We start from the raw sequence: 12,846 nt of genomic DNA on the forward strand, positions 1-12,846 counted from the left end.
GCCCGCGGGGCCCCGGGCCTACATTGGACGTACGTCACCGTCGACGCCGCCCGGAGCCCACCATGACGGTCACCCCTGCCATCGAGGCCGACCTCCTGCGCCGCCAGGACCCCGAACTCGCCGACATCCTGTTCGGCGAGCGGGAGCGGCAGGCGACGACGCTCCAGCTCATCGCCGCCGAGAACTTCAGCTCGCCGGCCGTCCTGGCCGCCCTCGGCTCGCCACTGGCCAACAAGTACGCCGAGGGCTACCCCGGAGCGCGGCACCACGGCGGCTGCGAGATCGTCGACGTCGCCGAACGCCTCGCCGTCGACCGGGCCAGGGCGCTGTTCGGCGCCGAGCACGCCAACGTGCAGTCCCACTCCGGCTCTTCGGCCGTCCTGGCCGCCTACGCCGCCCTGCTGCGCCCCGGCGACACCGTCCTCGCCCTCGGCCTGCCGTACGGCGGCCATCTCACGCACGGCTCGCCCGCCAACTTCTCCGGCCGCTGGTTCGACTTCGTCGGCTACGGCGTGGAGGCCGAGTCCGGGCTGATCGACCACGACCAGGTGCGCACCCTGGCCCGCACGCGCCGGCCCAAGGCGATCGTGTGCGGCTCGATCGCCTATCCCCGGCACATCGACTACGCGTTCTTCCGCGAGGTCGCCGACGAGGTGGGCGCGTACCTCGTCGCGGACGCCGCGCACCCCATGGGGCTCGTCGCCGGGGGAGCGGCGCCGAACCCGGTGCCGTACGCGGACATCGTCTGCGCGACGACCCACAAGGTGCTGCGGGGTCCGCGCGGCGGCATGATCCTGTGCCGCGCGGAGCTGGCCGAGCGGGTCGACCGGGCCGTGTTCCCTTTCACGCAGGGCGGTGCGCAGATGCACACCATCGCCGCCAAGGCGGTCGCGTTCGGGGAGGCGGCAACACCGGCGTTCGCCGTGTACGCCCATCAGGTGGTCGCCAATGCGAGGGTTCTCGCGGCCCGGCTGGCCGCCGAGGGCCTGGTCGTCACCACGGGCGGCACGGACACCCACCTGATCACCGCCGACCCGGCGCCGCTCGGCGTCGACGGCCGCACCGCCCGGGGCCGTCTCGCCGCGGCCGGCCTGGTCATGGACTGCTGCGCGCTGCCGCACGGCGACGTCCGGGGGCTCAGGCTGGGCACGGCCGCCGTCACCACGCAGGGCATGGGCGAGGCGGAGATGGCGCGGATCGCCAAGCTGCTCGCGGGGGTGCTCAGGGGCGTGACGGAGACCGCGAGGGCCCGTGAAGAAGTGCGGGAGCTGGCCGGTGGATTTCCGCCGTATCCCCGCTGAGTGGGGGTAAGCGCACCAGGGTGCACAGCTACTCGTGCAACCATCGTCGCTACCCGGAAGTCCCCACCCATATGCGCGCATCGCTAGGGTGTGGGGCTGAGGATGGCCAGCGAGACCTGTGGGGAAGCCCGTGCGTGAATACCTGCTGACGCTCTGCATCACGGCCGCGGTGACGTATCTGCTGACAGGGCCGGTACGGAAGTTCGCGATCGTGGCCGGAGCGATGCCGGAGATCCGGGCACGTGACGTGCACCGGGAACCCACTCCGCGGCTCGGCGGGATCGCGATGTTCTTCGGCCTGTGCGCGGGCCTGCTGGTCGCCGACCACCTGACCAACCTCAGCCAGGTCTTCGAGACGTCGAACGAACCCCGGGCGCTGCTGTCCGGGGCGGCGGTGATCTGGCTGATCGGGGTGCTGGACGACAAGTTCGAGATCGACGCCCTGATCAAGCTGGGCGGCCAGATGATCGCCGCGGGCGTGATGGTCGTGCAGGGCCTGACGATCCTGTGGCTGCCGATCCCGGGCATCGGTTCGGTCGCGCTCACCCAGTGGCAGGGCACCCTGCTGACGGTCGCGCTGGTCGTCATCACCATCAACGCGGTCAACTTCGTCGACGGCCTGGACGGTCTCGCGGCCGGCATGGTCTGCATCGCGGCCACCGCGTTCTTCCTGTACGCCTACCGGATCTGGTACTCGTACGGCATCGAGGCCGCCGCCCCCGCCACGCTCTTCTCGGCGATCCTGATGGGCATGTGCCTGGGTTTCCTGCCGCACAACATGCACCCGGCGCGGATCTTCATGGGCGACTCGGGCTCGATGCTGATCGGCCTGGTGCTGGCCGCCGGCGCGATCTCCATCACGGGGCAGGTCGACCCGGACGCGCTCAACCTGTACGTCGGGTCGGAGAAGGAGGCCGTGCACCAGACGGTCCCGGTCTACATCCCGCTGCTGCTGCCGCTGACGATCATCGCGGTGCCGGCCGCCGACCTGATCCTGGCGATCGTGCGCCGCACCTGGCGCGGCCAGTCGCCGTTCGCCGCCGACCGCGGCCACCTGCACCACCGTCTGCTGGAGATCGGCCACTCGCACAGCCGCGCGGTGCTGATCATGTACTTCTGGTCGGCGCTGATCGCCTTCGGGGCGCTGGCCTACTCGGTCAACTCCGCGTCCATGTGGATCGTGCTCGGCATCGTGTTCCTCAGCGCGATCGGCCTGGCCCTCCTCCTGCTGCCGCGCTTCACGCCACGCACCCCGCGCTGGATGGAGCGCTTCGTGCCGCCCCGCTACCGGCGCCGCGGCATCCCGGCCCTGGCACCCGAGGCCTCGACGCCGGCGTCCGCCACGGAGCAGCCGGCCTCGGTCGCGCCGGGGAACCGCGCCCCGCTCGTGTCCGGGGTCTCAGGAGTCAACGGGGCGACGGCCATCGGCGGCCGCTCGCGCCCGGTGGACCGGCGTAAGGCCGGGACAAGGTAAGAATCTGACTAGAGCATTGCCAAGTCGTGGGGTTGTGATGGGGGAGCGAAGCGACCCAATACCAGACAAGTCGACACTGTTCTTGCACAGACGCGCAGCTTCACTCTCATGTGTGACTGTCTGCACACCTTCAGGTAAAGACTGCATCAAATAGTTTGTGATACGGTTCACGAGAACCCCCCGGATAGAGCCGAAGGGCCGCAGTGCGACGGCCCATTGGTGTGAGGTCTCTACTCAGCCCGGGACTACGCTCGTCCATGACGACACCCCTGCCCCCTGCGAAAGCGGAGTTGCCGCCATGCCGTCCAATGACGCCCGGAACCTTCTGCAGTGCGCTGTGCCCACAGCGGCTGCCGGTGTGGTCGTGGTCGCCGTCAGCGGTGTGGTGGCCGGAGGCAAGGGAGCCATCGGGGCCGCCGTGGGTACGGTGCTGGCCATCCTCTTCATGGGGGTCGGCCTGTTCGTTCTCCAGTGGACGGCAAAAACGCTCCCGCAGTTGTTCCAGGCCATGGGGCTGATGCTCTATGTCGCCCAGCTGCTGCTTCTCCTGATCTTCGTCGCCCTCTTCAAGGACACCTCTCTCTTCAACGCGAAGGCGTTCGCCCTCGGGCTCGTCATCGCGACGGTCGTGTGGATGGCCGCGCAGGCTCGTGCGCATATGAAGGCCAAGATCTTCTACATCGATCCGGACTCCGAGAAGAGCGAGAAGCCCGAGAAGACCGGGTCGTCGTCGTGACGGGTAGGGGCGCGATAAAGAGCACGGGGAACTCCTGCTATCGTCCGGTGCCAACTGCGGCATCGCGGGCGCGGGCATCTGAGCTGACGCCTGCTCGAACGCGAGGCTCAATGCCCCTCAGCCGCCCTCACATCCGTAACACCAGTCCGGTGCCGATCCGCGGCTGCGCGCCGCGCCGACACAACGAGGTTGCCGTACCTATGCGTCACGCCGAAGGAGCCCGTGGTGAGTGCTGACCAGACCCAGCTCGCCTTTGACTGGAGCTGTCGGATCATGTCCGACGGGTGTGGTTTTCCGGCACCGGGCCTGCACTCGTTCCTCTTCAAGCCGATCGCCACGGTTGGAGGGTTCGAGTTCAACAAGGTGATGCTGCTTGCCATCATCACCACCATCCTCGTCATCGGCTTCTTCTACGCGGCCTTCGGCAAGGCCAAGGTGGTGCCGGGCAAGCTCCAGATGGTCGGTGAAGCCGGATACGACTTCGTCCGCCGCGGCATCGTCTACGAGACCCTCGGAAAGAAGGAGGGCGAGAAGTACGTCCCCTTGATGGTCTCGCTGTTCTTCTTCATCTGGATCATGAACATCTGGTCCGTGATCCCGCTGGCGCAGTTCCCGGTCTCGTCGATCATCGCCTTCCCGGCGGTCCTCGCGGCGGTCGTCTACGTCACCTGGGTCTCGCTGACCTTCAAGCGGCACGGCTTCGTCGGGTTCTTCAAGAACATCACCGGCTACGACAAGTCGCTCGGCCCGGTGCTGCCGCTCGTGATGGTCATCGAGTTCTTCTCGAACCTGCTCGTCCGGCCGTTCACGCACGCGGTGCGACTGTTCGCCAACATGTTCGCCGGCCACCTGATGCTGGTCATGTTCACCGTCGCCTCCTGGTACCTGCTGAACAGCTGGATGATCCCGGCGGCCGGTGTCTCCTTCGTCATGACCGTCGCCATGATCGGCTTCGAGCTTTTCGTGCAGGCCGTCCAGGCGTACGTCTTCGTACTCCTCGCCTGCACGTACATCCAGGGCGCTCTGGCCGAGCACCACTGAGCCCCTCCCGCCCCCGCAAGTCCCAAGAACGTCCGGTGGCCAACCCCCGCCGGTCCGTGAAAGAGAAGGAAGATTCAGCATGGCTGCCACTGAGACCCTCGCCGCTGTCTCCGGTTCGCTCGGCTCCATCGGCTACGGCCTCTCCGCCATCGGCCCCGGCATCGGCGTCGGCATCATCTTCGGTAACGGCACCCAGGCCCTGGCCCGCCAGCCCGAGGCGGCCGGTCTGATCCGTGCCAACCAGATCCTGGGCTTCGCGTTCTGTGAGGCGCTCGCCCTCATCGGCATCGTTATGCCGTTCGTGTTCGGTCAGTAATTTCCTGCTCACCGACACGTTTCGACGAAAGGCACTGATGTGATCGCCAACCTGGTGCAGCTGGCGGCCGAGGAAGAGCAGAACCCGCTCATGCCTCCCGGCCCCGAGCTGCTCGTCGGCACCATCGCCTTCGCCATCGTGTTCTTCTTCTTCTGGAAGAAGCTGCTTCCGAACATCAACAAGGTTCTGGAGGAGCGCCGCGCGGCGATCGAAGGCGGTATCGAAGAGGCCGAGACCATGAAGGTCGAGGCCCAGAGCGTCCTTGAGCAGTACAAGGCACAGCTCGCCGAGGCCCGGCACGAGGCCGCGCGCCTGCGCCAGGAGGCGCAGGAGCAGGGTGCCGCCCTCATCGCCGAGATGCGGGCCGAGGGCCAGCGGCAGCGCGAGGAGATCGTCGCCGCCGGTCACGCCCAGATCGAGGCCGACCGCAAGGCCGCCGCGTCCGCGCTGCGCCAGGACGTCGGCAAGCTCGCCACCGACCTGGCCGGCAAGCTCGTCGGCGAGTCCCTCGAGGACCACGCCCGCCAGAGCCGCGTGATCGACCGGTTCCTCGACGACCTCGAGGAGAAGGCCGAGGCCGGCCGATGAACGGAGCGAGCCGCGAGGCCCTGGCAGCCGCACGAGAGCGTCTCGACGCGTTGACGGACTCCACGTCCGTGGACGCCGGCTCGCTCGCCGACGAGCTGGCCGCCGTCACCGCGCTGCTCGACCGCGAGGTGTCGCTGCGTCGGGTCCTCACCGACCCGGCGCAGGCCGGTGAGGCCAAGGCCGAACTGGCCCAGCGCCTGCTCGGCACCCAGGTCAGCGGCCCGGCCGCCGACCTGGTCGCCGGAATGGTGCGCTCCCGCTGGTCGCAGTCGCGCGACCTGGTGGACGCGCTGGAGGAGCTGGCCGCCACCGCCGACCTCACCGCCGCGCAGAAGGCGGGCAAGCTCGACGACGTCGAGGACGAGCTGTTCCGCTTCGGGCGGATCGTCTCCGGCAGCATCGAGCTGCGTGCCGCGCTGACGGACCGCAAGGCCACCACCTCGGCCAAGAGCGAGCTGCTGCGCAGCCTGCTCGGCGGCCGGGCGCAGGCGGCCACCGAGCGTCTGGTGACGCGCCTTGTGGCCGCGCCGCGGGGACGTAGCCTGGAGTCGGGACTGGAGTCCCTGTCCAAGCTCGCCGCCGAGCGCCGGGACCGCATGGTCGCCACCGTCACCTCGGCGGTACCGCTGAGCGACGCGCAGAAGCAGCGCCTGGGCGCCGCCCTCGCGAAGCTCTACGGCCGCAAGATGCACCTCAACCTGGACGTGGACCCCGAGGTCCTCGGCGGGATCCGGGTGCAGGTCGGCGACGAGGTCATCAACGGCTCCCTCGCGGACCGCATCGAGGACGCCGGCCGTCGGCTCGCGGGCTGAGCAGCAACTCAATACGCAGTACGTACTTACGACGGCCCTGGTTGGGCCGTGCAGAAGAATCCTGGGGGTCGCCCCCAGACCCCCAAAGTGAAACTTCGGGCCCAACAAGGAGAGCAGGGAACCCAGATGGCGGAGCTCACGATCCGGCCGGAGGAGATCCGGGACGCGCTGGAGAACTTCGTCCAGGCGTACAAGCCGGACGCGGCCTCGCGCGAGGAGGTCGGTACGGTCACCTTCGCCGGCGACGGTATCGCGAAGGTCGAGGGTCTGCCCTCGGTCATGGCCAACGAGCTGCTGAAGTTCGAAGACGGCAGCCTCGGTCTCGCCCTCAACCTCGAGGAGCGCGAGATCGGCTGCGTCGTCCTCGGTGAGTTCAGCGGCATCGAGGAAGGGCAGCCGGTCAGCCGTACCGGCGAGGTCCTGTCCGTCGCGGTCGGCGAGGGCTACCTCGGCCGCGTGGTGGACCCCCTCGGCAACCCGATCGACGGCCTCGGCGAGATCGAGACCGACAGCCGTCGCGCCCTGGAGCTGCAGGCTCCGGGCGTCATGGTCCGCAAGTCGGTGCACGAGCCGATGGAGACGGGCTACAAGGCCGTCGACACCATGACCCCGATCGGCCGTGGCCAGCGTCAGCTGATCATCGGCGACCGCCAGACCGGCAAGACCGCCCTGGCCGTCGACACGATCATCAACCAGCGCGACAACTGGCGCACCGGCGACCCGAACAAGCAGGTCCGCTGCATCTACGTCGCCATCGGCCAGAAGGGCTCCACCATCGCCGGCGTGCGCGGCGCTCTGGAGGAGGCCGGCGCGCTGGAGTACACGACCATCGTCGCCGCCCCGGCGTCCGACCCGGCCGGCTTCAAGTACCTGGCGCCCTACACCGGTTCGGCCATCGGCCAGCACTGGATGTACCAGGGCAAGCACGTCCTGATCATCTTCGACGACCTGTCGAAGCAGGCCGACGCCTACCGCGCCGTGTCGCTGCTGCTGCGCCGCCCGCCGGGCCGTGAGGCCTACCCGGGTGACGTCTTCTACCTGCACTCCCGTCTGCTGGAGCGCTGCGCGAAGCTCTCCGACGAGATGGGTGCCGGCTCGATGACCGGTCTGCCGATCGTCGAGACGAAGGCCAACGACGTCTCGGCGTTCATCCCGACCAACGTCATCTCCATCACCGACGGCCAGTGCTTCCTGGAGTCGGACCTGTTCAACGCCGGTCAGCGCCCCGCGCTGAACGTCGGTATCTCGGTCTCCCGAGTCGGTGGTTCCGCCCAGCACAAGGCGATCCGCCAGGTCTCCGGCCGTCTGCGTGTGGACCTCGCCCAGTTCCGTGAGCTGGAGGCGTTCGCCGCCTTCGGTTCCGACCTGGACGCCGCGTCCAAGGCGCAGCTGGAGCGTGGTCAGCGCATGGTCGAGCTGCTCAAGCAGCCGCAGTACCAGCCGATGGCCACCGAGGACCAGGTCGTCTCCATCTGGGCCGGCACCACCGGCAAGATGGACGAGGTTCCGGTCGCCGACATCCGCCGCTTCGAGAAGGAGCTGCTGGAGTATCTGCACCGCAAGGAGCAGGGTCTGCTGACCTCCATCCGCGAGGGCGGGAAGATGTCGGACGACACGCTCCAGGCCATGGCCGACGCCATCGCGGAGTTCAAGAAGCAGTTCGAGACCTCCGACGGCAAGCTGCTCGGCGAGGACGCCCCGGCTGCCGGCAAGTGACGTAAGGAAGGGACCTGACTCATGGGAGCCCAGCTCCGGGTCTACAAGCGTCGCATCCGTTCCGTCACCGCGACCAAGAAGATCACGAAGGCGATGGAGATGATCGCCGCCTCGCGCGTCGTCAAGGCGCAGCGCAAGGTGGCGGCGTCCACGCCGTACGCGACCGAGCTCACCCGGGCGGTCGCGGCGGTCGCCACCGGATCGAACACCAAGCACCCGCTGACGACGGAGCCGGAGAACCCGACCCGCGCCGCGGTCCTGCTCCTCACGAGCGACCGCGGCCTGGCCGGCGCCTTCAACTCCAACGCCATCAAGGCCGCGGAGCGGCTCACGGCGAAGCTCGAAGGTGAGGGCAAGGAGGTCGTCAGCTACATCGTCGGCCGCCGTGGTCTCGCCCACTACAACTTCCGCGAGCGCAAGGTCGCGGAGTCGTTCACGGGCTTCACCGACGAGCCGTCGTACGCGGACGCCAAGAAGGTCGCGGCCCCGCTGATCGAGGCCATCGAGACGGAGACGGCCGAGGGCGGCGTGGACGAGCTCCACATCGTCTACACCGAGTTCGTGTCGATGATGACGCAGACGGCCATCGAGGCCCGGCTGCTGCCGCTCAGCCTCGACGAGGTCGCGCAGGAGGCCAAGCCCAAGGGCGAGATCCTCCCGCTGTTCGACTTCGAGCCCTCGGCGGAGGACGTCCTGGACGCCCTGCTGCCGCGCTACGTGGAGAGCCGGATCTACAACGCGCTGCTCCAGTCGGCCGCCTCCAAGCACGCCGCCACGCGGCGCGCGATGAAGTCGGCCACCGACAACGCCGGAGAGCTCATCGAGACGCTCACCCGGCTTGCCAACCAGGCCCGCCAGGCCGAAATCACCCAGGAAATCAGCGAGATCGTCGGTGGCGCCAGTGCCCTGGCCGACGCGACCGCGGGGAGTGACCGATAAATGACCACCACTGTTGAGACCGCGACGGCTACGGGCCGCGTCGCCCGGGTCATCGGCCCGGTCGTCGACGTGGAGTTCCCCGTCGACGCGATGCCCGAGATCTACAACGCCCTGCACGTCGAGGTCGCCGACCCGGCGCTCGCGGGCGAGAAGAAGACGCTGACCCTGGAGGTCGCCCAGCACCTGGGTGACGGCCTGGTCCGCGCGATCTCCATGCAGCCCACCGACGGCCTGGTCCGCCAGGCTCCCGTCGTCGACACCGGCGCGGGCATCTCCGTCCCGGTCGGCGACTTCACCAAGGGCAAGGTGTTCAACACCCTCGGTGAGGTGCTGAACAGCGACGAGACCTACGAGGGCGAGCGCTGGTCCATCCACCGCAAGGCCCCCGCGTTCGACCAGCTCGAGTCGAAGACCGAGATGTTCGAGACGGGCCTGAAGGTCGTCGACCTTCTCACCCCGTACGTCAAGGGCGGCAAGATCGGTCTGTTCGGTGGCGCCGGTGTCGGCAAGACCGTGCTGATCCAGGAAATGATCATGCGTGTCGCCAACCTCCACGAGGGCGTCTCCGTCTTCGCGGGCGTCGGCGAGCGCACCCGTGAGGGCAACGACCTCATCGCGGAGATGGAAGAGTCCGGCGTTCTGGACAAGACCGCCCTGGTCTTCGGGCAGATGGACGAGCCCCCGGGCACCCGTCTGCGCGTGGCCCTGGCCGGCCTGACGATGGCGGAGTACTTCCGTGACGTCCAGAAGCAGGACGTGCTGTTCTTCATCGACAACATCTTCCGCTTCACCCAGGCCGGTTCCGAGGTGTCGACCCTGCTCGGCCGTATGCCCTCCGCGGTGGGCTACCAGCCGAACCTGGCCGACGAGATGGGCGTCCTCCAGGAGCGCATCACCTCGACCCGTGGTCACTCGATCACCTCGATGCAGGCGATCTACGTCCCCGCGGACGACCTGACCGACCCGGCCCCGGCCACCACCTTCGCCCACCTCGACGCGACGACGGTGCTCTCCCGTCCGATCTCCGAGAAGGGCATCTACCCGGCCGTGGACCCGCTGGACTCCACGTCCCGGATCCTCGACCCGCGGTACATCTCGGCGGACCACTACAACGCCGCGATGCGCGTGAAGAACATCCTGCAGAAGTACAAGGACCTGCAGGACATCATCGCGATCCTCGGTATCGACGAGCTCGGCGAGGAGGACAAGCTCGTCGTCCACCGTGCCCGTCGCGTGGAGCGCTTCCTGTCCCAGAACACCCACGCCGCCAAGCAGTTCACCGGCGTGGACGGTTCGGACGTGCCGCTGGACGAGTCGATCGCCGCGTTCAACGCGATCTGCGACGGCGAGTACGACCACTTCCCGGAGCAGGCGTTCTTCATGTGCGGTGGTCTCGAGGACCTGAAGAAGAACGCGAAGGAGCTGGGCGTCTCCTGAGCCTCGCGCTCGACATGTGAGCCTCGTGCTCATCATGGAGGGGGCGGGCGCGTCCCGCCCCCTCCGTCACGCCTACTAGACTTGTAACCAACACCCGGCACTCCCGCCGGGTGGTGACCCGAGGAGCCACCCTTGGCTGCTGAGCTGCACGTCGCGCTGGTCGCGGCCGACCGTGAGGTCTGGTCCGGCCAGGCCACCCTGGTCGTCGCGCGCACCACGTCCGGCGACATCGGCGTCATGCCCGGTCACCAGCCGCTGCTCGGTGTGCTGGAGTCGGGCCCGGTGACCATCCGTACGAGTGATGGCGGGACGGTCGTCGCCGCGGTCCACGGCGGTTTCATCTCGTTCGCGGACGACAAGCTGTCGCTGCTGGCCGAAGTCGCGGAGCTGTCGGACGAGATCGATGTCCAGCGCGCGGAGCAGGAGCTGGAGCGTGCGAAGGCGGAGGACGACGCGGAGGCCCGGCGCCGCGCGGACGTCCGTCTGCGTGCGGCCACGGCGGCGCGCTGACTCCGCCCGCCGTGTGATGACGTCACTCAGCCGCGGCTGGGTACCGGAGAGATCCGGACCCAGCCGCGGCTGAGGCGGATGTGGGTGTTTTTTGCGTTCCGTTACCTAGGAGACGAGGAGGTCGGTGTCGATGGTCCTCGCTCTGACTGTGTGCGGAATTGTCGTGGCTCTCGTCGTGGTGGCACTGTTCGTCTTCGGTCTGCGCCGCCGGCTCATCCAGCGTTCGGGCGGCACTTTCGACGCCAGCCTGCGCTGGGACACCCCGGAGGAGGGCGACAAGAACGGCAAGGGCTGGGCCTACGGAGTGGCCCGGTACAACGGCGACCGCGTCGAGTGGTTCCGCGTCTTCTCCTACTCGCCGCGCCCCCGTCGCGTCCTGGAGCGTTCCGCGATCGAGGTGGCCGGCCGCCGGGTCCCGGAGGGCGAGGAGGAGCTGGCGCTCCTCTCCGACCACGTGATCCTCGCCTGTCTGCACCGGGGGACCCGGCTGGAGCTGGCCATGAGCGAGGACGCGCTGACCGGTTTCCTCGCGTGGCTGGAGGCAGCCCCGCCCGGTCAGCGCGTCAATGTTGCTTAGGTCGGCTCAGGTCCGTCTGTTCAGTCGAGCCCGTTGTCGATGGCGGTCACCAGCTCACCGTTGCCGGTGTCGCCGCTGAACTCCCAGAAGAAGGCGCCGCCCAGGCCCTGGTTCCTGGCCCAGGTCATCTTCCCGGCGATCGTCGAGGGAGTGTCGTACGACCACCAGTTGCTGCCGCAGTGCGCGTACGCGGTGCCCGCGATCGTGCCGGTGGCCGGGCAGGAGTTCTTGAGGACCTTGTAGTCCTCGATGCCCGCCTCGTACGTCCCGGGAGCCGCGCCGGTCGCCGTGCCGCCGGGGGCGGACTGGGTGACGCCGGTCCAGCCGCGGCCGTAGAAGCCGATGCCGAGCAGGAGCTTGGCGGACGGGACGCCCTTCGCCTTCAGCTTGGCGATCGCGTCGGCCGAGTTGAAGCCCGCCTGCGGGATGCCGGGGTACGAGGTGAGCGGGGAGTGCGGAGCGGTCGGGCCGTCCTTGTCGAAGGCGCCGAAGTAGTCGTACGTCATCACGTTGTACCAGTCGAGGTACTGCGCGGCCCCGCCGTAGTCGGCCGCGTCGATCTTGCCGCCGTTTGAGGCGTCGGCCGTGATCGCGGCGGTGACCAGGTAGTCCTTGCCGAATTCGGCGCGCAGGGCCCTGGACAGGGTGGTGAACGCGGCCGGGCCCGAGGTGTCGCAGGTCAGGCCGCAGGCGTTCGGGTACTCCCAGTCGATGTCGATGCCGTCGAAGACGTCGGCCCAGCGCGGGTCCTCCACCACGGCCTTGCAGGACTTGGCGAAGGCGGCGGCGTTGGCCGCGGCCTGGCCGAAGCCGCCCGAGTAGGTCCAGCCGCCGAACGAGTACAGCACCTTGATGTGCGGGTACTTGGCCTTGAGCTGGCGGAGCTGGTTGAAGTTGCCGCGCAGCGGCTGGTCCCAGGTGTCGGCGGTGCCGCTGACGGACTGGTCGGCGGTGTAGGCCTTGTCGTAGGCGGCGTAGGTGTCGTCGACCGTGCACTGGCCGTTCTTGACGTTGCCGAAGGCGTAGTTGATGTGCGTGATCTTCGACGCCGAGCCCGAGGTCACCAGGTTCTTGACGTGGTAGTTGCGGCCGTAGACGCCCCACTCGGTGAAGTAGCCGAGCTTGATCTTGTCGCCGGTGGGCGGGGGTTCCTCGGAGCCGCCGGTGGTGCGGACCTTCACCGCGCCGCTGACCGGGCCGGTCTGGTCGGCGGTGTCGCGGGCCTGGACCGTGTAGGAGTAGTCGGTGCCGGCGGTCAGGCCGGTGTTCGTGTACGAGGTGGTCGTCACCGTGGCGACCTTCGTGCCGTCGCGCAGGACGTCGTAGTTCTTGACGCCCTTGTCGTCGGTGGCGGCGGACCAGGTCAGCTTCACCGAGGTGTCGGTGATGCCGGAGGCGG

13 protein-coding genes are annotated in these 12,846 nt (G+C 68.5%); 12 read left to right on the forward strand and 1 reads right to left on the reverse strand.

Annotation, left to right across the window (positions count from 1 at the left end):
- The first annotated feature begins 62 nt into the window (after nt 1–62).
- From CA983_RS13780 to CA983_RS13835, 12 genes are all read left to right on the forward strand, one after another.
- Nucleotides 63–1,301 (forward strand): serine hydroxymethyltransferase, encoded by a 1,239-nt coding sequence (locus CA983_RS13780; protein ID WP_086601180.1) that lies wholly within the window; start codon nt 63–65, stop codon nt 1,299–1,301.
- Nucleotides 1,302–1,431: 130 nt separating this feature from the next.
- Nucleotides 1,432–2,775: an MraY family glycosyltransferase gene (locus CA983_RS13785; RefSeq protein ID WP_086601188.1), complete on the forward strand. Its 1,344-nt coding sequence runs from the start codon at nt 1,432–1,434 to the stop codon at nt 2,773–2,775.
- A 298-nt stretch (nt 2,776–3,073) separates the two neighbouring features.
- Nucleotides 3,074–3,511, forward strand: coding sequence for a Cg1360 family ATP-synthase-associated protein (locus tag CA983_RS13790; RefSeq protein WP_086601181.1), 438 nt, complete (start codon nt 3,074–3,076; stop codon nt 3,509–3,511).
- A gap of 225 nt (nt 3,512–3,736) precedes the next feature.
- Nucleotides 3,737–4,552, forward strand: a complete 816-nt coding sequence (atpB, locus tag CA983_RS13795; protein WP_483027216.1) for a F0F1 ATP synthase subunit A — start codon at nt 3,737–3,739, stop codon at nt 4,550–4,552.
- A 79-nt stretch (nt 4,553–4,631) separates the two neighbouring features.
- A complete protein-coding gene (locus CA983_RS13800; protein WP_010040161.1) occupies nt 4,632–4,868 on the forward strand; it encodes an ATP synthase subunit c family protein in 237 nt (78 codons plus the stop codon).
- Between the two features lie 39 nt (nt 4,869–4,907).
- Entirely contained in the window at nt 4,908–5,456 is a 549-nt protein-coding gene (locus CA983_RS13805) for a F0F1 ATP synthase subunit B (RefSeq protein ID WP_086601183.1), read from the forward strand.
- Entirely contained in the window at nt 5,453–6,268 is an 816-nt protein-coding gene (locus CA983_RS13810; RefSeq protein WP_086601184.1) for a F0F1 ATP synthase subunit delta, read from the forward strand. The genes CA983_RS13805 and CA983_RS13810 overlap by 4 nt, the downstream gene beginning before the upstream one ends.
- A 126-nt stretch (nt 6,269–6,394) precedes the next feature.
- On the forward strand, nt 6,395–7,984 hold the full coding sequence (gene atpA, locus CA983_RS13815; protein WP_059417212.1) for a F0F1 ATP synthase subunit alpha: 1,590 nt from the start codon (nt 6,395–6,397) through the stop codon (nt 7,982–7,984).
- A 21-nt stretch (nt 7,985–8,005) separates the two neighbouring features.
- Nucleotides 8,006–8,923, forward strand: a complete 918-nt coding sequence (locus CA983_RS13820; protein WP_059417211.1) for a F0F1 ATP synthase subunit gamma — start codon at nt 8,006–8,008, stop codon at nt 8,921–8,923.
- Complete coding sequence (gene atpD, locus CA983_RS13825; RefSeq protein WP_086601185.1) at nt 8,924–10,360, forward strand: F0F1 ATP synthase subunit beta; 1,437 nt, start codon at nt 8,924–8,926, stop codon at nt 10,358–10,360.
- Between the two features lie 132 nt (nt 10,361–10,492).
- On the forward strand, nt 10,493–10,870 hold the full coding sequence (locus CA983_RS13830) for a F0F1 ATP synthase subunit epsilon (protein ID WP_031117493.1): 378 nt from the start codon (nt 10,493–10,495) through the stop codon (nt 10,868–10,870).
- Nucleotides 10,871–11,000: 130 nt separating this feature from the next.
- On the forward strand, nt 11,001–11,447 hold the full coding sequence (locus tag CA983_RS13835; protein ID WP_086601186.1) for a DUF2550 domain-containing protein: 447 nt from the start codon (nt 11,001–11,003) through the stop codon (nt 11,445–11,447).
- 20 nt (nt 11,448–11,467) lie between these two features.
- On the opposite strand, the gene CA983_RS13840 is transcribed toward CA983_RS13835, so the two are convergent.
- Nucleotides 11,468–12,846 (reverse strand): glycosyl hydrolase family 18 protein (locus tag CA983_RS13840; protein WP_086601187.1); only part of this gene is annotated, 1,379 nt, incomplete at its 5' end.

The sequence above is a fragment of the Streptomyces swartbergensis genome (assembly GCF_002148965.1).
GTDB classification, from domain to species: domain Bacteria; phylum Actinomycetota; class Actinomycetes; order Streptomycetales; family Streptomycetaceae; genus Streptomyces; species Streptomyces swartbergensis.

Coding starts and splice junctions, on each gene's coding strand:
- atpD (WP_086601185.1), top strand. CDS start 8,924: ATGACCACCACTGTTGAGACCGCGACGGCTACGGGCCGCGTCGCCCGG.
- CA983_RS13800 (WP_010040161.1), top strand. CDS start 4,632: ATGGCTGCCACTGAGACCCTCGCCGCTGTCTCCGGTTCGCTCGGCTCC.
- CA983_RS13835 (WP_086601186.1), top strand. CDS start 11,001: ATGGTCCTCGCTCTGACTGTGTGCGGAATTGTCGTGGCTCTCGTCGTG.
- CA983_RS13790 (WP_086601181.1), top strand. CDS start 3,074: ATGCCGTCCAATGACGCCCGGAACCTTCTGCAGTGCGCTGTGCCCACA.
- CA983_RS13780 (WP_086601180.1), top strand. CDS start 63: ATGACGGTCACCCCTGCCATCGAGGCCGACCTCCTGCGCCGCCAGGAC.
- CA983_RS13820 (WP_059417211.1), top strand. CDS start 8,006: ATGGGAGCCCAGCTCCGGGTCTACAAGCGTCGCATCCGTTCCGTCACC.
- atpA (WP_059417212.1), top strand. CDS start 6,395: ATGGCGGAGCTCACGATCCGGCCGGAGGAGATCCGGGACGCGCTGGAG.
- CA983_RS13810 (WP_086601184.1), top strand. CDS start 5,453: ATGAACGGAGCGAGCCGCGAGGCCCTGGCAGCCGCACGAGAGCGTCTC.